Annotated in this window: 21 protein-coding genes; 8 read left to right on the forward strand and 13 right to left on the reverse strand. The window is 62.7% G+C overall.

Features of this window, described 5'->3' with window-relative positions:
• Window positions 1–2 precede the first annotated feature (2 nt).
• Together UP06_RS36600 and grxD are read right to left on the reverse strand one after the other, a co-directional pair.
• Window positions 3–557, reverse strand: a complete 555-nt coding sequence (locus UP06_RS36600) for an O-acetyl-ADP-ribose deacetylase (RefSeq protein WP_045008502.1) — start codon at window positions 555–557, stop codon at window positions 3–5.
• A gap of 3 nt (window positions 558–560) precedes the next feature.
• Window positions 561–887, reverse strand: coding sequence for a Grx4 family monothiol glutaredoxin (gene grxD / locus UP06_RS36605; RefSeq protein ID WP_045008503.1), 327 nt, complete (start codon window positions 885–887; stop codon window positions 561–563).
• 239 nt (window positions 888–1,126) lie between these two features.
• Here grxD and egtB point away from each other — a divergent pair, with 239 nt between their 5' ends.
• Together egtB and egtD are read left to right on the forward strand one after the other, a co-directional pair.
• The gene (gene egtB, locus UP06_RS36610) at window positions 1,127–2,425 is read left to right on the forward strand and encodes an ergothioneine biosynthesis protein EgtB (protein WP_045008504.1); all 1,299 of its coding nucleotides are present in this window, start codon (window positions 1,127–1,129) and stop codon (window positions 2,423–2,425) included.
• 51 nt (window positions 2,426–2,476) lie between these two features.
• Window positions 2,477–3,448 carry an L-histidine N(alpha)-methyltransferase gene (egtD, locus tag UP06_RS36615; protein WP_045008832.1) on the forward strand — a complete coding sequence of 324 codons (972 nt, stop codon included), beginning with the start codon at window positions 2,477–2,479 and terminating at the stop codon, window positions 3,446–3,448.
• 111 nt (window positions 3,449–3,559) lie between these two features.
• On the opposite strand, the gene UP06_RS36620 is transcribed toward egtD, so the two are convergent.
• The 3 genes from UP06_RS36620 to UP06_RS36630 are packed head-to-tail and all read right to left on the reverse strand — an operon-like array spanning window position 3,560 to window position 5,705.
• Window positions 3,560–4,177, reverse strand: coding sequence for a hypothetical protein (locus UP06_RS36620; protein ID WP_156163449.1), 618 nt, complete (start codon window positions 4,175–4,177; stop codon window positions 3,560–3,562).
• A gap of 57 nt (window positions 4,178–4,234) precedes the next feature.
• On the reverse strand, window positions 4,235–5,428 hold the full coding sequence (locus UP06_RS36625; RefSeq protein ID WP_045008506.1) for a low temperature requirement protein A: 1,194 nt from the start codon (window positions 5,426–5,428) through the stop codon (window positions 4,235–4,237).
• A gap of 40 nt (window positions 5,429–5,468) precedes the next feature.
• Window positions 5,469–5,705 (reverse strand): BolA/IbaG family iron-sulfur metabolism protein, encoded by a 237-nt coding sequence (locus UP06_RS36630; RefSeq protein WP_008139419.1) that lies wholly within the window; start codon window positions 5,703–5,705, stop codon window positions 5,469–5,471.
• Window positions 5,706–5,906: 201 nt separating this feature from the next.
• Here UP06_RS36630 and UP06_RS36635 point away from each other — a divergent pair, with 201 nt between their 5' ends.
• On the forward strand, window positions 5,907–6,266 hold the full coding sequence (locus UP06_RS36635) for a DUF427 domain-containing protein (RefSeq protein WP_045008507.1): 360 nt from the start codon (window positions 5,907–5,909) through the stop codon (window positions 6,264–6,266).
• 169 nt (window positions 6,267–6,435) lie between these two features.
• On the opposite strand, the gene UP06_RS36640 is transcribed toward UP06_RS36635, so the two are convergent.
• A complete protein-coding gene (locus UP06_RS36640; RefSeq protein WP_045008833.1) occupies window positions 6,436–6,609 on the reverse strand; it encodes a DUF1328 domain-containing protein in 174 nt (57 codons plus the stop codon).
• A gap of 172 nt (window positions 6,610–6,781) precedes the next feature.
• Between UP06_RS36640 and UP06_RS36645 the strand changes: the two genes are divergently transcribed.
• On the forward strand, window positions 6,782–7,969 hold the full coding sequence (locus UP06_RS36645; protein ID WP_045008508.1) for an acyltransferase family protein: 1,188 nt from the start codon (window positions 6,782–6,784) through the stop codon (window positions 7,967–7,969).
• Window positions 7,970–8,246: 277 nt separating this feature from the next.
• Here the strand turns inward: UP06_RS36645 and purL are convergent, their stop codons facing one another.
• Window positions 8,247–10,457, reverse strand: coding sequence for a phosphoribosylformylglycinamidine synthase subunit PurL (purL, locus tag UP06_RS36650; protein WP_045008509.1), 2,211 nt, complete (start codon window positions 10,455–10,457; stop codon window positions 8,247–8,249).
• A 183-nt stretch (window positions 10,458–10,640) separates the two neighbouring features.
• Here purL and UP06_RS36655 point away from each other — a divergent pair, with 183 nt between their 5' ends.
• The 3 genes from UP06_RS36655 (at window position 10,641) to UP06_RS42615 (ending at window position 13,369) form a co-directional block, all read left to right on the forward strand.
• Window positions 10,641–11,126, forward strand: a complete 486-nt coding sequence (locus tag UP06_RS36655) for a PaaI family thioesterase (RefSeq protein ID WP_045008510.1) — start codon at window positions 10,641–10,643, stop codon at window positions 11,124–11,126.
• A 151-nt stretch (window positions 11,127–11,277) separates the two neighbouring features.
• Window positions 11,278–12,432 carry an alpha/beta hydrolase domain-containing protein gene (locus tag UP06_RS42610; protein WP_050032584.1) on the forward strand — a complete coding sequence of 385 codons (1,155 nt, stop codon included), beginning with the start codon at window positions 11,278–11,280 and terminating at the stop codon, window positions 12,430–12,432.
• Window positions 12,314–13,369: an alpha/beta hydrolase domain-containing protein gene (locus UP06_RS42615; RefSeq protein ID WP_502691642.1), complete on the forward strand. Its 1,056-nt coding sequence runs from the start codon at window positions 12,314–12,316 to the stop codon at window positions 13,367–13,369. The genes UP06_RS42610 and UP06_RS42615 overlap by 119 nt, the downstream gene beginning before the upstream one ends.
• A gap of 143 nt (window positions 13,370–13,512) precedes the next feature.
• On the opposite strand, the gene UP06_RS36665 is transcribed toward UP06_RS42615, so the two are convergent.
• The 3 genes from UP06_RS36665 to purQ form a co-directional block, all read right to left on the reverse strand.
• Window positions 13,513–14,250 carry a tetratricopeptide repeat protein gene (locus UP06_RS36665; RefSeq protein ID WP_045008511.1) on the reverse strand — a complete coding sequence of 246 codons (738 nt, stop codon included), beginning with the start codon at window positions 14,248–14,250 and terminating at the stop codon, window positions 13,513–13,515.
• Between the two features lie 182 nt (window positions 14,251–14,432).
• A complete protein-coding gene (locus UP06_RS36670; protein WP_045008512.1) occupies window positions 14,433–15,404 on the reverse strand; it encodes a tripartite tricarboxylate transporter substrate binding protein BugD in 972 nt (323 codons plus the stop codon).
• Window positions 15,401–16,102 (reverse strand): phosphoribosylformylglycinamidine synthase subunit PurQ, encoded by a 702-nt coding sequence (gene purQ / locus UP06_RS36675; protein WP_045008513.1) that lies wholly within the window; start codon window positions 16,100–16,102, stop codon window positions 15,401–15,403. Before purQ ends, UP06_RS36670 begins: the two co-directional genes overlap by 4 nt.
• A 171-nt stretch (window positions 16,103–16,273) precedes the next feature.
• On the opposite strand from purQ, the gene corA reads away from it, so the two are divergent.
• Window positions 16,274–17,290, forward strand: coding sequence for a magnesium/cobalt transporter CorA (gene corA / locus UP06_RS36680; RefSeq protein WP_045008514.1), 1,017 nt, complete (start codon window positions 16,274–16,276; stop codon window positions 17,288–17,290).
• Window positions 17,291–17,350: 60 nt separating this feature from the next.
• Here corA and UP06_RS36685 read toward each other — a convergent pair whose 3' ends face one another.
• Genes UP06_RS36685 through purC form a run of 3 tightly spaced genes read right to left on the reverse strand, consistent with a single transcriptional unit; the run spans window position 17,351 to window position 18,999 of the window.
• On the reverse strand, window positions 17,351–17,980 hold the full coding sequence (locus UP06_RS36685) for a hypothetical protein (protein WP_045008515.1): 630 nt from the start codon (window positions 17,978–17,980) through the stop codon (window positions 17,351–17,353).
• Entirely contained in the window at window positions 17,977–18,219 is a 243-nt protein-coding gene (gene purS / locus UP06_RS36690; protein WP_008135030.1) for a phosphoribosylformylglycinamidine synthase subunit PurS, read from the reverse strand. The genes UP06_RS36685 and purS overlap by 4 nt, the downstream gene beginning before the upstream one ends.
• Window positions 18,220–18,231: 12 nt before the next feature.
• Window positions 18,232–18,999 carry a phosphoribosylaminoimidazolesuccinocarboxamide synthase gene (gene purC / locus UP06_RS36695; protein WP_008974302.1) on the reverse strand — a complete coding sequence of 256 codons (768 nt, stop codon included), beginning with the start codon at window positions 18,997–18,999 and terminating at the stop codon, window positions 18,232–18,234.
• Window positions 19,000–19,176: the final 177 nt, after the last annotated feature.

Raw genomic sequence — 19,176 nt, forward strand, 5'->3', positions numbered from 1 at the left:
CGTCAGTCGGCACAAGGGCTGCCGTGCCGCGCCAAAACGTCCGTGTGAAGAGCGGCGCTCGTCTCCGAGAAGCAGCAAAATATGATTTGGGCGACCGAGGGCGCAGTCGGCAGGGTCTCGATCGTTGTGCGGATCGCGATCTTCGCGGCCCGGTCGGCAGGAAAGCGGAAAATGCCGGTCGAAATTGCGGGGAATGCCACCGAAGTCAGCTCATGCTTCCGGCATAACTCCATCGAACTGCGATAGCAGGAGGCGAGCAGATCGTCTTCGCCCAGCGTGCCGCCGTTCCAGACTGGTCCGACTGTGTGGATCACATGGGCGGCCTTGAGCCGGTAGCCTTTGGTGATCTTGGCGTCGCCCGTCTTGCAGCCGTGGAGCATGCGGCATTCGGCGACGAGCTCGGGCCCGGACGCCCGATGGATTGCACCATCCACGCCGCCCCCGCCAAGGAGCGACGAGTTGGCAGCGTTGACGATGGCGTCAACGCTCAGCGTGGTGATATCAGCGACAATGACCTCGAGCTCGGCGCCGCCGATCCGGCGCGTCAGCGTGGTCAAGCGTCAGGCCGCGACAGCGACGCCCTTCTCGGACAAGAGCTGCTGCAATTCGCCAGCCTGGAACATCTCGCGAATGATGTCGCAACCGCCGACGAACTCGCCCTTCACATAGAGCTGCGGGATGGTCGGCCAGTTCGAATAGTCTTTGATGCCGTTGCGCAGTTCTGCGGATTCGAGGACGTTGAGGCCCTTATAGCCGACGCCGATGTGGTCGAGGATCTGGACGACCTGGCCGGAGAAACCGCACTGCGGAAATTGCGGCGTACCCTTCATGAACAGAACCACGTCGTTCGACTTCACTTCGTTGGCGATGAATTCCGCGATGCTCATATCCGTTTCCTTCTGGGGCGGAGCCCTCAACAATCACTCCGGGCCGGCTCAGCCGATCTAACCCGATACTTGGCTATATATGTAGCCCAAACCGTTGTGCATCCAAAGTAAAATGGCGGCGACCGGCCCTGAGCCGCCGGCCTGGGCAGCCCTGCCTCTATTGCATGATGGCACGAATATCATCGCCGGGGAGGACTTTCATACCGTAACGGAGCCCCTATCTAGGACGAACCTTGGTTTTGGAACCGGGCAACGCAAACAACGTTCTCTTGTTCTGTCTGGAGAAAAACGTGACGAAACAAGCCTCAGCTACGGCCGCCGCCCCGCTTTCGTCACCGTCCTCCGCCTCAGGCAACCTCGCCCAGCGGCTGGAAGACGCCTTTCTCGCCGTCCGCAACGAGACCGAGCGCCGAGCCGCTCCCCTCTCGCCCGAGGACCAGCAGATCCAGTCGATGCCGGATGCGAGCCCGGCGAAATGGCACCGCGCCCACACCACCTGGTTCTGGGAGCAGTTTTTGCTCGGCGAGCACGCCCCGGGCTACCGGCTATTCCACCCCGATTTCGCGTTCCTGTTCAATTCCTACTACGTCAGCGCCGGCCCCCGTCATGCCAGGAATCACCGCGGTGACATCACGCGGCCGAGTGCCGACGAGGTCGGCGCCTATCGTCGCTATGTCGATGCGGCGGTCGTGAAGTTCTTTCGCGAGGCCGGTGAGGACAGGCTCCGAGCCATCGCGCCGCTGGTCGAGGTCGGGCTTAATCACGAGCAGCAGCATCAGGAATTGATGTTCACCGACATCCTGCACGCGTTTGCGCAGAACCCGGTCTATCCGGCCTACAATCCGGACTGGCGCTTCCCGGCCGCGACGCGAACGGCCGAGGACTGGCTGACGCTGAACGAAGGCATCCACACCGTCGGCCATGTCGACGACAGCTTTCATTTCGACAACGAGAAGCCCGCGCACCGCGCCCTCGTCGGCCCGGTGAAGATCGCACGCAATCTCGTCACCAATGACGAATGGCTCGCCTTCATGCGCGATCGCGGCTACGCGACCGCAACGCTGTGGCTGATGGACGGCTTTGCTGCCGCCAGCAAAGAGGACTGGCAGGCCCCGGGCCATTGGCGCGAGATCGACGGCCAATGGCACGTGATGACGCTGGCCGGCATCAAGCCGATCGATCCCGACGCGCCGGTCTGCCACATCAGCTATTACGAGGCCGACGCTTTCGCACGCTGGGCGGGAAAGCATCTGCCGACCGAGATGGAGTGGGAGGTCGCCGCGCGCGCCGGCCAGCTCAACGACGCCTTCGGCATCGTCTGGCAGTGGACCCGCAGCTCATACGCGCCCTACCCCGGCTATCGCGCCATCGAAGGCGCGCTTGGCGAGTACAACGGCAAGTTCATGGTCAACCAGCTGGTGCTGCGCGGCTCCTCGCTCGCAACGCCCGCTGGTCACAGCCGTGTCACATACCGCAACTTCTTCTATCCGCACCACCGCTGGCAGTTCACGGGATTGCGGCTCGCCGACTACGCGTAAAATTCTATCCGACGACAAATGCGCGCCGGACAGCGCGTTCAGGAGAGTATCATGAATGTGCACGCCAGCGCTTTGGCCGAAGCCCATCTTCCCGACGAGCAGACCACCGCCTTCGCCCGCGAGGCCATCGAGGACCTGTCGCAGCAGCCGAAAAAGCTGTCGCCGAAATATTTCTACGACGCCACCGGATCGGAATTGTTCGAGGCGATCACGCGCCTGCCGGAATATTATCCGACGCGCACCGAGCTTGCGATCCTGAAGGAACGCGGCAGCGAGATCGCAAAAATCATTCCGGAGCACGCGGCGCTGGTCGAGTTCGGCGCCGGCGCGACGACGAAGGTCCGCCTGCTGCTCAATCAGTGCAAGTTCGCAGCCTATGTGCCCGTCGACATCTCCGGCGATTTCCTGAAGGCGCAGGCGAACGGCCTCAAGCGGGACTTTCCGTCGCTCGGCATCTATCCGGTGGCGGCCGACTTCACCACGCCGTTCGAGCTCCCCAAGGCGGTCGCATCGATGCCCAAGGTCGGGTTCTTCCCCGGCTCGACCATCGGCAATTTCGAGCCGGAGCAGGCCCAGGCCTTCCTCAAGAGCGCTCGCGAGATTCTCGGCCGAGGCGCGCAGATGATCATCGGCGCCGACCTCGAAAAGGAGGAGCGCGTGCTGCACGACGCCTATAATGATGCCGCCGGCGTCACCGCCCGCTTCAACCTCAATGTCCTCGTGCGGATCAACCGCGAGCTCGGCGGCAATTTCGACCTCTCCGCCTTCACCCATCGCGCGATCTACAATCGCGAGCGGCACCGCATCGAGATGCATCTGATCAGCAAGAAAAGCCAGACCGCGCGGCTGCTCGGCACGAGCTTCTCGTTCCGGGCCGGCGAGAGCATTCACACCGAGAACAGTTACAAATACAGCCTCGAGCGCTTCGCCGCGCTGGCGCAGGGCGCCGGCTGGCGGGTGCGCGAGAGCTGGACGGATTCGGCCAAGATGTTCTCGGTGCACGCGCTGGAGGCTGCGGAGTAAACTTGCGCCCCTAAAGCGCGATGAGATTAGGATGAATCGTCATCGCGCTTTAGCTTGTTGTTTGAGCATGATCTTATCGGAAAACCGCTTCGCACTTTTCCGGATCATGCTTTAGGGCCGCTCGGCCCTGATGGTCATGGTTGAGGGCTTGCGCGCCTGACCGGCCGGCAGACCGCCGGTCGTCGTGATTAGAATAGCGTTGCCGTCGATCCGGACGTCGCCATTCCAGCGGTCGCCAAGGGCGACGCTGCGGATTGTGGTAACGTTCAATCGCTCGTAGCGCTTGCCTTCGCTGTCGAAGGCGCGCACCGGTTCGGCCGTGAGAACATGCAGCGAATAGAACACGCCTGACCCGCCACCGCTGTAACTCGTGGTGACGACAAGCAGCTTGTTCGCGGTCATCCCGATGTAGCGATAAGCCTCCTCCTCGGTGAGAGCCTTGTCAGCCGGGCTCGCCCTGCTCTGCGCGATCCAGGTGCTGTTGCGCCTGATCGGATCGGCATAGAGATTGCTGCCGGTCGCCGCCTTGACATCGATCGTGACGATGATGCTGCCGGAATCGGCAAGATCACCGTCGCCCATATCGCGGAAAATGTTCGGCGGGACCGGCTCCCCGCCGACCGTAAAATTCTGCCGGAGCTCGTCGATCGGGCTCAGGCCTGCGGCGCTTGCAATCGGCGCGGTCAATATTGCGCAGCATGCCAGCAACAGAGCGAGACGGAGTTTCACAAAGGCCTGCCATGGCGAGGAGGGTTTGCGATTAGACGCCTCCCCGCAGCCGGCGGTTCAATGCTCTCCGGCCTCTTCCGGCTTCGACCCCAGCGACACCGACTCCCACACTGCGACGACGATCATGATCACGCTCGTCGCGACCGACAGCCAGAGCGGCAACAGATCGGCGGCGAACCACCACAGCACCAGCAGCAGAATGATGCCGATGCCGTGGGAGAGCTGGAGAAACCCGCGGATCGCGTGCTTGAACAGGACGGTGCCGACCAGGAACACCAGCGGGCCACCGACGGTGCTGATGATCGTTCGCAGATCCGAGTGGCCGGTCGGATGCTTCAGCACCAGTTCGTCCGAGACGGCGGTCAGAATGATGCCGGCGACGATCGGCATGTGCAGATAGGTATAGGCGAGCCGCGCCAGCCGGCCGGATTCGGCGGTCTTCGAGATCCGCTCGGAGCCGGCCTCCGCGCCCTTGTGGAAATAGATCCACCACATCGAGATGCTGCCGACGAACGCCGAGACGAAGGCAAGGATGTTGTCGGATGTCCAGTCCAGCTCTGCAAAAGTCGCACCGTTGACGACGACGGCCTCACCGAGCGCGATGATGATGAATCCGGCGCAGCGTTCGGCCATGTGGCCGCCCTCGACGGCCCAGGCCTCGACTGACGAGAACCCCAGCTTCGGCACCCAGAAGCGAACGGCGGGCGAGACATATTCGATTGTCAGCGCGACGATCCAGAACCACAGCCTCTCCTCCCCATGGGCCAGGCCGCCGAGGATCCAGAAGATCGCCGAGCAGGAGAGCCAAACCAGGATGCGGATCGCGTTGTGCCTGACCGCGGTGCGATGGCGCGGGGTTGCAAACAGCCAGAAGGCGGTACGTCCGACCTGCATAGTCGCGTAGGCGACGGCAAACCAGAGGCCGCGACCGTCGAAGGCGGTCGGAATCGTCGTCGACAGCACCAAGCCACCCAGCATCATCAGGAAGATCAGGATGCGGACGGGCGTCAGATCGGGGTTGAGCCAGTTGGTGACCCAGGCGGTGTAGACCCACACCCACCACACCGCGAGAAACAGCAGCGTGACCTCGACCGCGCCGAGCGGCGTGAAGTGGTGCAGCAGGGTGTGCGAGACTTGGGTGACGGCGAAGACGAAGACGAGGTCGAAGAACAGCTCGGCATTGGTGACGCGGCTGGGCTGGTTCGGCACGATCACGCGAAACATCGCACCGCGCGAATTGTCCGCAGCCATGACCGTCCCCCCGTCGCGCGATCAGATCAGATGCAGTAGATCAAGTACCTGGCACCCCGGTTTGCAGCGCCAGCGCATGCAGCACGCCGCCCATCTGGCCTTGCAGCGACTGATAGACGATCTGGTGCTGCTGGACGCGGGACTTGCCGCGGAAGGATTCCGAGATCACGGTCGCGGCATAGTGGTCGCCATCGCCGGCGAGGTCACGGATCGTCACCTCGGCATCGGGGATCGCTGCCTTGATCATCGCCTCGATATCGTGGGCGTCCATTGGCATTCGGGTCTCGCTCCTTCTGGTGTCGTTTGGCGTCGATTCGCTGCCGGGGTCCGGATCTGAAAGCCAAACTTGCCGGCGGGGCCAAACTTAGCGTGAACGGTCTTCTAGGTCACGCACCCACCGACTATATTCCCGCTTCCAGCAGGATAAAGGCACGACAAAGTGCCGCGCACGGCAGATCGATCGAAAAGGCGTGAAATCATGAAGCTTCCAGGGCCCGACCACCCCATCACCATCACCCAAAACCCCCGGCGCGTCCGCGTGACCGCGGGCGATATCGTGATCGCGGAGAGCGCCAAGGCGCTGACGCTGAAGGAAGCCAAATATCCGGCGGTGCAGTATGTGCCGCGGGAGGATGCCAATATGGCGCTGCTGGAGCGCACCGAGCGCACCACCCATTGCCCCTACAAGGGCGACGCCAGCTATTACAGCATCAAGGCCGACGGCAAGACGCTCGACAACGCGATCTGGACCTACGAGACGCCCTACCCCGCGATGACGGAGATCTCCGGCCACCTCGCCTTCTATCCCGACAAGGTGAAAATCGAGGAAGTGGGGTAGTCGCCTCGCCCACCTACACCGTCATGGCGGGGCCATAGCCGCCGAAAGACGGCGTCGCTTCCGCTCGCCCATGTCCCGGCCATCCACGTTCTGGTGCTTCGGATACGGAAGATCGTGGATGCCCGGGACAAGCCCGGGCATGACGAAGGAGTGTGCGGATGCGGCGTCGCTACGCCCTGAAGAGTGTGAGCCCGAGCACCAGCAGCACCAGGAAGATCACGACGAAGACGTAGAACAGGAAGCGGGCGATATCGGCGGAGGCGGCCGAGATGCCGGTGAAACCGAGCACGCCCGCCACGATCGAGATCAGCAGGAAAATCAGCGCCCATTTCAGGATCGTCATCGCCAGCTCCAGCGGCGCCGCCATGCGCGGCCCATCGTGAACGCTAACTTCGCGGCGCGGAACTGGTTCCTGAGAGTGCCGGCTCGGCGCGATAAATGGCCGAAACTGCACTTGCTGAATCGGGTTCCCGGTTGCAGAGTCCGGTTGGGACAGGAGCGCAACCGGGGCGGCCATGATTACGATGTCACATTCGGCGACGGTCGGCGCCGATGTTCACGCCGCGCCAAAGGCCAAGGCGCGCAATTTGTCGCTCGACCGCGCCCGCACCTTCCTGACGCTGGTGGTGCTGCTGCATCACGCCGTCATTCCCTATACCTATTTCGGGCACACCGACCCGACCTCCTGGATCGGCTTCGACATCGTCGTGCTCGCCACCGACAGCTTCTTCATGGCGATGTTCTTCTTCCTGTCGGGGCTGTTCACCTGGCCGGGCATCGCGCGCAAGGCGCCGTCGGTCTTCCTGCGCGACCGCCTGCTGCGGCTGGGGCTGCCGTTTGCGATCGCGGCCCTCACGGTCATCCCGCTCGCCTATTACGCGATCGCACTGCGCCAAAACCCCGAGCTAACCTTCACAGCGTTCTGGTGGAAGACGGTGACGGTTGGACCGTGGCCAAGCGGCCCGGTCTGGTTCGTGTGGGTGCTGCTCGCATTCGACCTCACCGCGAGCCTGCTCTACCGGGTCTCCGTGCACCTGGTCGATCCGATCAACCGCGTTTCACTTCGCGGATTTGAACGGCCGGTCGTGTTCTGGCTGACACTCGTCGTTATCACAACAATCGTCTACGTGCCGGCGCTGCTCTATTTCGGCGGCAACAGATGGTTCGAGTTCGGACCGTTCTCGGTGCAGGCGAGCCGCATCCTGCTCTACTTCGCCTATTTCTTCATTGGCGTGAGCGTGGGCGCGGCGAATTTCGATCACGGCATCCTCGGCGCCGACGGCCAACTGCCGAAGAGCCGCTGGCTCTGGGTGGTCGCGACGCTGATCCCGTACTGCCTGATGTGGGGCATGATCTACATCAAGCGCGAGATCCTCGGGAATCCCGACGTACAGCCGCACTGGTATCAGGCGATCTACGGCACGCTGTTCGTGCTGTTCTCGGCCGCGATCCTGCTCGCGATCCTCGCCTTCTTCCTGCATTCAAAGGCGCCGGGCCCGAACCTGCTCGACCGCATGCAGGCGGATGCCTACGGCATGTTCCTGGTGCACTACCCGATCGCCCTGTGGCTGCAATACGCGCTGTTCGACTACGAGTGGCCTGCGATCATGAAGGCCGCGATCGGCTTCGTGCTCACGGTGCTGCTGAGCTGGGGCGTGACGGCGGCGTTACGGAAGATTCCAGGCGCCTCGCACGTGTTGTAGACGTGATCGTAGCCCGGATGGAGCGCAGCGAAATCCGGGGTCTTGCCACAAGCAAAGTGGTCCCGGATTGCGCTTCGAGGCCGGGCAAGTATTCGATCAGCTCTCAATCGAGTGGAAATTCATTCTCGGCCGCGCTGGTTCGCATGACTAAAATTCTGCGGCGGTTGCGGCGCGCCAGCGCAATGCGAACAATATTCTACCCATAGACGGCTGTCGCGAATACTTGCCCAACCTCTTCGCTCCATCCGGGCTACGGGTCTGAGATTGTGGCGGCGTCTTACGCCGCCATCCCGCCCATATACTCCGGCAGCCAGCGCTCGAACGAGGCCCGCAGCGTGTCGATCGCGACCGGCGCCTCGCCCGCGATCGCAATCGCATCACCACCGGTGGTGCCGATCCGCACGCAGGGCACCTCACAGCCGCGCATCTTGGCGAGCACGCGGCCGGCCTCGGCCTCCGGCACGGTGACGAGATAGCGCGCCTGGTCCTCACCGAACCAATAGGCTTGCGAGACGAGCGAGCTAGGTGCCGCAAGCAGTTTCGCGCCGATGCCGCTCGCCATCGCCATCTCGGCGAGTGCGACCAGCAGGCCGCCATCCGAGAGATCATGCGCGGCGGTCGCGGTGCCCGCATGGATCATCCCACGCAAACAGTCGCCGTTACGCTTCTCGGCGGCAAGATCGACCGGCGGCGGTGCGCCCTCCTCGCGACCGCAGATGTCGCGCAGATAGACCGACTGGCCGAGCCAGCCATGGGTCTCGCCGATCAGGAGGATCGCCTCCCCCTCAGCCTTGAAGGCGAGCGAAGCGGATTTGGTGAAGTCGTCGAGCAGGCCGACACCGCCGATCGAGGGCGTCGGCAGGATCGCGCGGCCATTGGTCTCGTTGTAGAGCGAGACGTTGCCGGAGACGACCGGGAAGTCGAGCGCGCGGCAGGCGTCCGCAATGCCCTTCAGGCAGCCGACGAACTGGCCCATGATCTCGGGCCGCTCCGGATTGCCGAAATTGAGATTGTCGGTGATCGCGAGCGGCTTGCCGCCGACAGCGGTGATGTTGCGCCAGGCTTCCGCCACGGCCTGCATGCCGCCCTGATAGGGATCGGCCTCGCAATAGCGCGGCGTGACGTCGACGGTCAGCGCCAGCCCCTTCGGTCCGTCCTGCACGCGCACCACGGCGGCATCGCCGCCCGGGCGCTGCATGGTGTTGCCGAGGATGACGTGGTCGTACTGCTCCCAGACCCAGCGCTTGCTGCACATATCGGGCGTGCCGATCAGCTTCTCCAGCGCGGCACCGACGCCCATCGGTGCAGGCACCTCGCGCGCGTGCACGACCGGCAGCGCCGCCGAGGGGACATGCGGCCGGTCATAGAGCGGCGCCTCGTCGCCGAGCTCCTTGATCGGCAGATCGGCCATGACGTCGCCGCCATGCTTGACCACGAAGCGCTTGCTCGGCGTGGTGTAGCCGACCACGGCGAAGTCGAGCCCCCACTTCTTGAAAATCGCCTCGGCTTCCTTTTCCTTCTCGGGCTTGAGCACCATGAGCATGCGCTCCTGGCTCTCCGAGAGCATCATTTCGTAGGCACTCATGCCGGTCTCGCGCGTCGGCACCGCATCAAGATTGAGGTCGACGCCGAGGTCGCCCTTGGCGCCCATCTCCACCGCCGAACAGGTCAGCCCCGCCGCGCCCATGTCCTGGATCGCGATCACGCAATCGGCTTCCATGATCTCGAGGCAGGCCTCGAGCAGCAGCTTCTCGGCGAAGGGATCACCGACCTGCACGGTCGGACGCTTCTCCTCGGACTTGTCGTCGAACTCGGCCGAGGCCATCGAGGCGCCGTGAATGCCGTCGCGCCCCGTCTTGGAGCCGAGATAGACGATCGGCATGTTCACGCCGGAAGCCGCAGCGTAGAAAATCTTGTCGGTATCGGCGAGGCCGACCGCCATCGCATTGACGAGGATGTTGCCGTCATAGCGGGTGTGGAAGCGCACCTGGCCGCCGACCGTGGGCACGCCGAAGGAATTGCCGTAGCCGCCAACGCCTGCGACCACGCCGGAGACGAGATGCCGGGTCTTGGCATGCTCGGGCGCGCCAAAACTCAGCGCATTGAGGCAGGCGATCGGGCGCGCGCCCATGGTGAAGACGTCGCGCAGAATGCCGCCGACGCCGGTGGTCGCGCCCTGATACGGCTCGATATAGCTCGGGTGGTTGTGGCTCTCCATCTTGAAGACCACGGCCTGGCCGTCGCCGATGTCGATCACGCCGGCGTTCTCGCCTGGTCCCTGGATCACCCAGGGCGCCTTGGTTGGCAGCCCCTTCAAATGGAGGCGCGAGGATTTGTACGAGCAGTGCTCGTTCCACATCGCCGAGAAGATGCCGAGCTCGGTGAAGGTCGGCTCCCGCCCGATCAGCTTCAGGATGCGCTCGTACTCGTCGGGCTTGAGCCCGTGGGCGGCAACCAGTTCGGGGGTGATCTTGGGTTCGTTCTTCATGGATTCGGGGCTTTCGGCGGCGGTTGGCCGTTCTTAGGAACATCGGGGGCTTCCGAAAAGCCCTTTATGGCGCATTTTCCCGCTGTCCCACGTTTTGCGGCCGGGGGGCGCAGGAACAGGAATTGCACGGCGCGGACGGATCGGATTTAAGGACTGAAGACCCGCAATTGAAGGCCCATTTCCTTGCATGAATTGACCAAAACGGTCCCTTCCGCCCGCCCGGAGCTGCATGTTGCGACCGAGGGGGAATTCGCGGGCTGGCAGACCTGGATCCGTGACAGCTTTGAGAACCATATCGGCCCCTTCTGGCACCGGATGGACGCGGACGGCCGCGTCCGCTGCGCCTTCCGGGTCGAGAAGAAACACCTCAACGGGTCCCAGAACGTCCATGGCGGCTGCTTCATGGCCTTCGCCGATTATTGTCTGTTCGCGATCGGCCGCAACGCGCTGAACAGCAAGGGCGTGACCGTCAATTTCGCCTGCGAATTCCTCGATGCCGGGCATGAGGGCGAGCTGATCGAGTGCACCGGCGAGGTCACCCGCGCCGGCGGTTCGCTGATCTTCCTGCGGGGCGAGATGACGGCCGGCGAGCGCCGGCTGTTCACCTTCTCCGGCACGATCAAACGGGTGAAGCGGAAGGTGCCGGCGGCGGGTGCCGTTGCCACCTGATTTGACTGGAACGCGCTCCTTGCGAAATCTGCTGCGGCGCAATCAAGGAGGCACGATCCCGAGCCCGCTGTGAGACCAGGATTCGGTTGACCGATGCGGCAACGCCAAGCGAGGTTCGTTGCATCAGCTCGACCGTGAGGAAACCTGATCAATGATTCATCCGGCTCGCATCTCGATTGGTGTTCTGATGATCGCCTTGTCTATCGGCGATGAAGCGACGGCGCGGGTGGCCCGTATTGTCGTCGATCAGACGATCGCGCTTCCCGACGGGCGCAATGAGAGTCTCTCGGGTCGCGCTTACGGAGAACTCGATCCCAAAGACCCCCTCAACGCCGTCATCACCGACATCCAATACGCACCGCTGAATGCACGCGGTCGGGTCGAATACGTATCTCGTTTCACTTTGACCAAGCCGAAGGACATGCGCAACGCGAGCGGTGTGCTCTGGTACGACGTCGTCAATCGCGGTCGTCCGGTCGCCATGAACAACAGCCCGAGTTCAATTGGGCCATCTGCCACCAAGCCGCAGGATTTTGGCCACGTGGCGCTGATCAGCGGTTGGCAGGGCGATATTGAGCAGACGACAGACAATTGGACCGTCCAGGTTCCTGTCGCGCGCAATGCGGACGGATCTTCGATCACGGGGGTCGTTTTGGCACGTATCGCCAACGTGCCCAAGGGCGTGAACACCCGTCCGCTGGGGATGCTCGCGACGTTGATCCCTTACGATGCCGCTTCACTCGATACGGCAAAAGCTCACTTGATGACGAGAAGCTCAGAAACACGCACTGGCGAAACTAGCGCCTCAGACAGCATCCCTGGCAGCGATTGGGCCTTCGCCGACTGCACGAAAGTTCCTTTTCCGGGCGAGCCTAATCCGCGTTCGCTGTGTCTCAAAAATGGATTCGATCCGAACCTGCTTTATCAACTCGTCTACGAGGCAAAAGACCCCAAGGTATTGGGTGTTGGCTTTGCCGCCATGCGGGATGTTGCTTCGTTCTTCCGCTTTGAAGCCGCCGACGATGAGGGGACGCCAAACCCGATTGCGGGAAGAATCCATCACACGGTCGTGCAAGGGATTTCGCAGTCGGGGAACGCGTTGAAAACGTTCATCCTGCTCGGCTTCAACCAGGACGAACAGAAAACGCCGCGTATTCGACGGCGCCAACCCCCACATTGCCGGGAGGCTGACGTCCGCCAACGTGCGCTTTGGATTGCCGAGCGGCTCTGGCACCCTTTACGAGCCCGGCGGAGAAGGCGTGCTGTGGTGGACCTCCTACACGGACTCCAAGCGGGGGCGCCATGAGGCGAGCCTGCTGGACCGCTGTACAGCGACTGCAACGTGCCCGAAGATTTTCGACACGTTTGGCGCAAGCGAATACAATGCCCGATTGATGACGGTCGCTGAAACAGGGACCGATGGGAATGCCGACCTCCCTCTCCCCGCAAACGTAAGACGCTACTATTTCCCAGGCACCACGCACGGCGGAGGGCCAGGCGGCTTTGATCTGCCGACCCGGCCAGCGGCCGGTTGCGTTCTTGCTCAGAACCCCAATCCCGAAGATGAAACGATGAACGCGCTGCAAATCGCGTTGGTTGATTGGGTCGTGAAGGGAACGGAGCCGCCGCCAAGCGTCTATCCAACATTGGCTCGTGGCGATCTCGTTCCCAATACGATGGAAGCCATGCACTTTCCGTCGATCCCCGGCGTGCCATCGCCCACCGGTATGGCGGTTGGGCTATTCGACTACGACTTCGGAAAGAGTCTGGACTACCAAAATTTTTCAGGCGTCATCACGCAACAACCGCCGACCATCAGGCAAATCATCCCCGCTCTGATGCCTCGCGTTAATCAGGACGGGAACGAAATGGCCGGCGTGGCCTCGGTCCTGCATCAGGTACCGCTCGGGACCTATACCGGATGGAATGCGACGGCGACCGGATTCTTCAAGGGCCAGCCTTGTGGCGGCGGATTGACCGGGGGTTACATCCCATTCGCCAAGCTGAAAAGCGACCGAGAGGCCGCCGGCGATCCGAGGCCGTCGTTGGAGGAGCGATACGGCACCCAGGCGGGGTATGCCTGCGCCGTGAAAACTGTCGCCAAACAGCAAGTCGCGCGCAGGTTTCTGAGATCGGAAGACGCCGACCGCCTGGTCGCGGCGGCGGCTGCCGTTGACAATTTTTCCGGCCTATCGCCGACTCCAGAAAGGATTAGCGTGGGCGAGGCGCTCTGCAAGAACTAGAGCATGATCCAGAAAAGTGTGCAGCGGTTTTCCGAAAAGATCATGCTCAAACAACAACCTAAAGCGCGATGACGATTCATCCCAATCTCATCGCGCTTTAGACTGAGCCGAATGCGCCGGCAGATACGGCTTCTTTCGCCAGATCACGCCGAGATCTGCTTCTCGGCGATCGACAGCCACTCGGCCTGCGCCTCGCGCAGATATTTTGGCGCGCGCCGCATCTGGATCAACAGCTCGTTGAAGACCAGGCGCGCCTCGGCAGTGCGGCCGACCATTTGCAGCAGCATGCCGTAGCGCACCCGCGCTTCGGCGCCCGGGAAGTAGTCGGCGACGGCGTGAAATTCCTCGAGCGCCTCATCGAGGCGGCCGACCTCGGCGAGCGCGCGGGCGTAGAGCAGATGCGCATCCGCTGAGTCGAAATCCGGCCATTGCTTCTGGAGATCGTCGAGCGTGGCGAGCGCGTCGGCCGGGCGCTTGGCGGAAAACTCGGCCTGCGCCTTGCCCAGTGCATAGAGGGGATCGTGGCCCATCGGCAGTGTCAAAATGTGGTCATAGTGCTGCTCGGCTTCACTGAAGCGGCCGATCTTCGCGCACTCTTCCGCCAGCGCCGCGCGATTGGCGATGGTGTCCGTGCCGGCCAGCCGATCGGACAGCTCACGATAGCGCTTCTCGGGATCGAGCCGGCTGGCGACGCGCTGGCGCGCCTGCCGCGCGCCGGGGCTCGAAAACCATTCTGGAATGAGCTCGACCGCGATATAGGCGAACGCGCCAATCAGCGGCACCATCAGAATGATAAAGGCCCAGGGCTGAAGGCGTCCGGTTCGCGAGGCGTGGTAGATCAGCGAAATATCGAGCAGCAGAACGATCAAAGCGACGGGCATGTGACATCCGAAAGCACAACGACAGCGCAAGATTCCTGATATCGCAACTGGCGCGACGGAACAACTTTGAGTTGCTCCTCTCCGCAAAAAAGCGACCTCGAACGCACGCGCCTTGATGGCGACGTGGATTCAGTCGCGCCGATCGCTGTGGAGGTTCATGAGACGGAGAATCGACGCGGCAATTATTTGGCGTCGTCCGCAAGCAATTTCCGGTATTTCTCGACGTCGCGCGTCACGAGTTGCTGGAGCAACTCGGGCGTGTGCTCATTGTCGTCGGGTGCGACGGTCGAGAGTTCGGCAAAACGCTTCTTCACCGCGTCGGTTTCCACCGCGGTGCGCGCGGCGGCATTCAGCCTGGCGATGATGGCCGGCGGTGTGTTCTTGGGGGCGAACAGGCCGTTCCAGCCCTGCGCCTCGAATTCGGGCAGGCCCGCTTCCGCAGATGTCGGCAGATCAGGCAACGTGGCAAGCCGCACGGTCGAGCCGACCACGAGCCCCCTCACCAGCTTCTCGTTGATCGACTGCGAGACGGAGGCCGCCGCATCGCAGACACCGTCGATCTGGCTGCCGATCGCGTCCGTCAGCGCGGGCGATGCGCCGCGATAGCCGACCAGCGTGGCGTCGATCCCGGCCGCCGTCACGAAGCTCTTGCAAATGAGGTAGTTCGACGAGCCGACGCCGGCATGGCCGAGATTGATCTTGCCGGGGTTCGCCTTGGCGTAGGCGACGAACTCCTTCAAATCCTTCGCTGGGAAATCCTTGCGCAGCGCAATGATGCCGAAGGTCTTCGCCACCATCGCGATCGGCACAAAGGAATCCGGCGTGAACGGCAGTTTTGGATAGATGGTATAGGTCGCGGCATTGGTGCCGGCATTGCCGATCGCGATGGTGTAGCCATCCGGCTCGGCGCGGGAGGCGCGCGCCAGCGCGGTCGAGCCGCCGGCGCCGGCGACGTTCTCGATCACGATGGTCTGGCCGAGCGCGACGCCCATCTGCTCGGCGACGGTGCGCGCGATCACGTCCGACGTGCCGCCGGCCGCGAACGGCACGATCATGGTGATCGGACGCTTGGGAAAATCCTGCGCGAACGCAGCAGTTGCAAACGCAACGACAGCAATGGCGGCCGACAGCCGCTTCAACACGAATGAAATCACGCGGCCTTGTCCAGATGCTGAACGAGGCCTGCGAACAGGCCGCGGCCGTCGGTGCAGCCCATGATGTCTTCGACGTGGTTTTCAGGATGCGGCATCATGCCCAGCACGTTGCCCTTGTCGTTGACGAGGCCGGCGATGGAATGCGCCGCGCCGTTGATGTTGTGGCTCTCGTCGACCACGCCATCGGTGGAGCAGTAGCGATAGAGCACCCGGCCCTCGCCTTCGAGCCGCTTGATGGTCTCTTCATCCGCCTCGTAATTGCCCTCGCCATGCGCGACCGGCACGCGGATCACCTGACCGGCGTTGTAGCCGCGGGTGAACGGGGTGTCGGAGCGCTCGACGCGCAGATGGACGTCCTTGCAGATGAACTTCAGCCGCGCGTTGCGCATCAAGACGCCCGGCAGCAGGCCGGATTCGCAGAGGATCTGAAAACCGTTGCAGACGCCAAGCACGAGGCCGCCCTTGGCCGCATAATCGCGCACCGCATCCATCACCGGCGCCCGCGCCGCAATCGCGCCACAGCGAAGATAATCGCCATAGGAGAAGCCGCCCGGCACGACCACGAGATCGGTGCCGGCCGGCAGCGAGGTCTCGGCGTGCCACACCATCGTCGGCTCATGGCCCGAGATCAGCCTCAGCGCGCGCGCCATGTCGCGCTCGCGGTTGATTCCGGGAAAGACGAGGATGGCGGCTTTCATGGTTCAGGTTCCAACGCGTGCTGGGAATCGGGTTGGCCAGCGGGGGGCCAAATCGTGAAGAGACATAGCCATTTGACGGGAATTTTACCAGTGCTAGCCTCGCCGGGCGGCCTTGTACACAGGCCATAGCCACGGCACGTCTGCCCAACGATTTTGCCCGGGATTGATGCCATGAATGTCCCGTCGCTGCCCACATCCCAATCCGAACCGGTGTCCGCCGAGGGCGTCGTCGCCGCCGGCGCCTATGTCGACGGCCGGCGCGTCGCCAACATCGCCATCAGCGAGGCCTCCAGCTGGCGGGCAAAGCCCGGCCATGTGGTCTGGATTGGACTGCACGAGCCCGACATGGCGCTGCTCGGCGCGGTGCAGAAGCAGTTCGACCTGCACGAGCTCGCCATCGAGGACGCCAACAACGCCCATCAGCGGCCCAAGATCGAGCAATATGGCGAGGCCCTGTTCATCGTTGCGCGCACGGCGCAATTGATCGAGGGCCGGATCGCCTTCGGCGAGACTCACATCTTCATCGGCGATGGCTATCTCGTGACGGTCCGTCACGGCGCCTCGACCTCCTACACGGCAGTGCGCGAGCGCTGCGAGAGCTGCCCGCGCGCGCTCGCCCGCGGCGAGGACTACATCCTCTATGCGATCCTCGATTTCATCGTCGACAACTACTCTCCCGTGCTCGAGAGCATTCACGAGGAGGTCGAGGAGATCGAGGACTACGTGCTCTCGAACGCGATCACCAAGGCGCAGATCGAGCGGCTGTACATGCTGCGCCGCGACTTGCTGCGGCTGCGAAACGCCATCGGGCCCCTGGTCGAAGTCTGCCGCCGGCTGGAGCATGACGAGCTGTCAATGGTGCGCCCGGCCATGCAGACCCTGTTCCGCGACGTCACCGATCACGTCCGCAACATCCAGGAGCGCATCGATTCCATGCGCGAGGTGCTGGCCTTCGCCTTCGAAGCGAGCCTGCTGGTCGGCCAGGCCCAGGAGACCGCGGTCTCCAAGAAGCTCGCCTCGTGGCTTGCGATCCTCGCCGTCCCGACCGCAGTCGCCGGCATCTACGGGATGAACTTCAAGTACATCCCGGAGCTCCAGCTGGAATACGGCTACTTCATCGTGATGGGAATGATGGCGCTCACCTGCATCGGATTGTACTGGCGCTTCCGCCGCGTCGGATGGCTGTAGACCGGCTTCAGTGCCGTGTCGCGCTCGCGATTGCTTTCCAGGAGGACGAGAACGGCGGATTCATCTGAGCCACCTCTTTAGCCCTAGCTCACCGGTCGCTCGCTCGATCTCGAACCGCGGTAGCATTTCGAGCACTCTTGCCTTCAGGACGGACGCAGGGGTATCGGCCTGATAGATGTGCAGCAAGAATCCAACACGGTCCTCCGCCGCGACGATCAGAACAGTGCTGTCCTTCCCTTCACTAATACAAACCGCCCGACCATCCAGGCCACCTATCGAAACATCGAATACCGGACAGGAGGCGTTGGGTATTGGCGGCGGGCTACCACCGGGCCAGGGCATGTTCTGCAGGACCTGAAAAATGGCCCACTCATCCTTGGAACTACTCAACCATCCAGCCGGATCTACGAAGAACCCTCCGACTTTCGGCTCGTTCGCACACATCGGCTCAACGGTACATGAAAACCCAAAACGCCCGTGCATATCCGAGCCGGCCTCCCGCTTGATGCCAGAGACGCCCAGCTTTGTTTCCGAAAGACTCAGATTGAACGAATAAAGCTGCTTCCCGCATTCCTGGAGAAGACCCGCACCGGAAGCTATTACGGGACTGCAGGTCGAATCCTGGGCCAAGGCTTTCGAAAATGAGGCAACCGAGATCAAACAAGCGATGACGGCAATCGCTCGCCTCATCCCAAGAGTTCGACCCGATAGTTCTCGATCACGGTATTCGCCAGCAGCTTGTCGGCGGCGTCCTTCAACGCCGCCTCCGCCTTGGCCTTGTCCGCGCCGGCGAGCTCGATGTCAAACACCTTGCCCTGACGGACGCTGGCGACGCCGTCGACGCCAAGCGACTTCAGCGCGCCTTCGATGGCCTTTCCTTGCGGATCGAGGATACCCGTCTTCAAGGTAACGGTGACACGTGCCTTCACGTCGAAATCCCCTTAGCTCTTCACCAGCACCGGGCCGGAGCCCGCCGGACGCTCGTTCTCCATGAGGATGCCGAGGCGCTTTGCCACTTCGGTGTAGGCCTCGAGCAGGCCACCGAGGTCGCGGCGGAAACGATCCTTGTCGAGCTTCTCGTTCGACTTGATGTCCCACAGACGGCAGGAGTCCGGCGAGATCTCATCGGCGACGATGATCCGCATCATCTCGTTCTCGAACAGGCGCCCGCATTCCATCTTGAAGTCGACGAGACGGATGCCGATGCCGAGGAAGAGGCCGGTGAGGAAGTCGTTGACACGGATGGCGAGCGCCATGATGTCGTCGATCTCCTGCGGCGTCGCCCAGCCGAACGCGGTGATGTGCTCTTCCGACACCATGGGGTCGTTGAGCTGGTCGTTCTTGTAGTAGAATTCGATGATCGAGCGCGGCAGCTGCGTGCCTTCCTCGATGCCGAGGCGCTGCGACAGCGAGCCGGCGGCAACGTTCCGCACCACCACTTCCAGCGGCACGATCTCGACTTCGCGAATCAACTGCTCGCGCATGTTGAGGCGGCGGATGAAGTGGGTCGGCACCCCGATGTCGTTGAGGTGCTGAAACAGGTACTCCGAGATCCGGTTGTTGAGGACACCCTTGCCCTCGATCACCTGATGCTTTTTCGCATTGAACGCGGTGGCGTCATCCTTGAAGTGCTGGATCAGGGTGCCGGGCTCCGGGCCTTCGTAAAGAACCTTTGCCTTGCCTTCATAAATGCGACGCCGACGGCTCATGGGGATGTACCGTGTTTTGTTGAAATCCATGTATTTGGTGTGCTCCGGTTACTAGGATTACGACCCACAGCGGAGCTGCCGTGAACAGCCTGGAACCCGCGGAAACAGAACAGGAACCAAGCTTTAGGCAACCTATCCGATTGGCTGTCCCAGCACAATCGATCCGGCTCATCCGAT

The organism is Bradyrhizobium sp. LTSP857 (assembly GCF_000938285.1).
Classification (GTDB): domain Bacteria; phylum Pseudomonadota; class Alphaproteobacteria; order Rhizobiales; family Xanthobacteraceae; genus Bradyrhizobium.

Excerpts from the sequence above, each read along its gene's own strand:
- grxD (WP_045008503.1), bottom strand. The coding sequence starts at position 887 with ATGAGCATCGCGGAATTCATCGCCAACGAAGTGAAGTCGAACGACGTG.
- egtD (WP_045008832.1), top strand. The coding sequence starts at position 2,477 with ATGAATGTGCACGCCAGCGCTTTGGCCGAAGCCCATCTTCCCGACGAG.
- UP06_RS36625 (WP_045008506.1), bottom strand. The coding sequence starts at position 5,428 with ATGGCTGCGGACAATTCGCGCGGTGCGATGTTTCGCGTGATCGTGCCG.
- UP06_RS36630 (WP_008139419.1), bottom strand. The coding sequence starts at position 5,705 with ATGCCAATGGACGCCCACGATATCGAGGCGATGATCAAGGCAGCGATC.
- UP06_RS36635 (WP_045008507.1), top strand. The coding sequence starts at position 5,907 with ATGAAGCTTCCAGGGCCCGACCACCCCATCACCATCACCCAAAACCCC.
- UP06_RS36640 (WP_045008833.1), bottom strand. The coding sequence starts at position 6,609 with ATGACGATCCTGAAATGGGCGCTGATTTTCCTGCTGATCTCGATCGTG.
- UP06_RS36645 (WP_045008508.1), top strand. The coding sequence starts at position 6,782 with ATGATTACGATGTCACATTCGGCGACGGTCGGCGCCGATGTTCACGCC.
- purL (WP_045008509.1), bottom strand. The coding sequence starts at position 10,457 with ATGAAGAACGAACCCAAGATCACCCCCGAACTGGTTGCCGCCCACGGG.
- UP06_RS42610 (WP_050032584.1), top strand. The coding sequence starts at position 11,278 with ATGATTCATCCGGCTCGCATCTCGATTGGTGTTCTGATGATCGCCTTG.
- UP06_RS36665 (WP_045008511.1), bottom strand. The coding sequence starts at position 14,250 with ATGCCCGTCGCTTTGATCGTTCTGCTGCTCGATATTTCGCTGATCTAC.
- purQ (WP_045008513.1), bottom strand. The coding sequence starts at position 16,102 with ATGAAAGCCGCCATCCTCGTCTTTCCCGGAATCAACCGCGAGCGCGAC.
- corA (WP_045008514.1), top strand. The coding sequence starts at position 16,274 with ATGAATGTCCCGTCGCTGCCCACATCCCAATCCGAACCGGTGTCCGCC.
- UP06_RS36685 (WP_045008515.1), bottom strand. The coding sequence starts at position 17,980 with ATGAGGCGAGCGATTGCCGTCATCGCTTGTTTGATCTCGGTTGCCTCA.
- purC (WP_008974302.1), bottom strand. The coding sequence starts at position 18,999 with ATGAGCCGTCGGCGTCGCATTTATGAAGGCAAGGCAAAGGTTCTTTAC.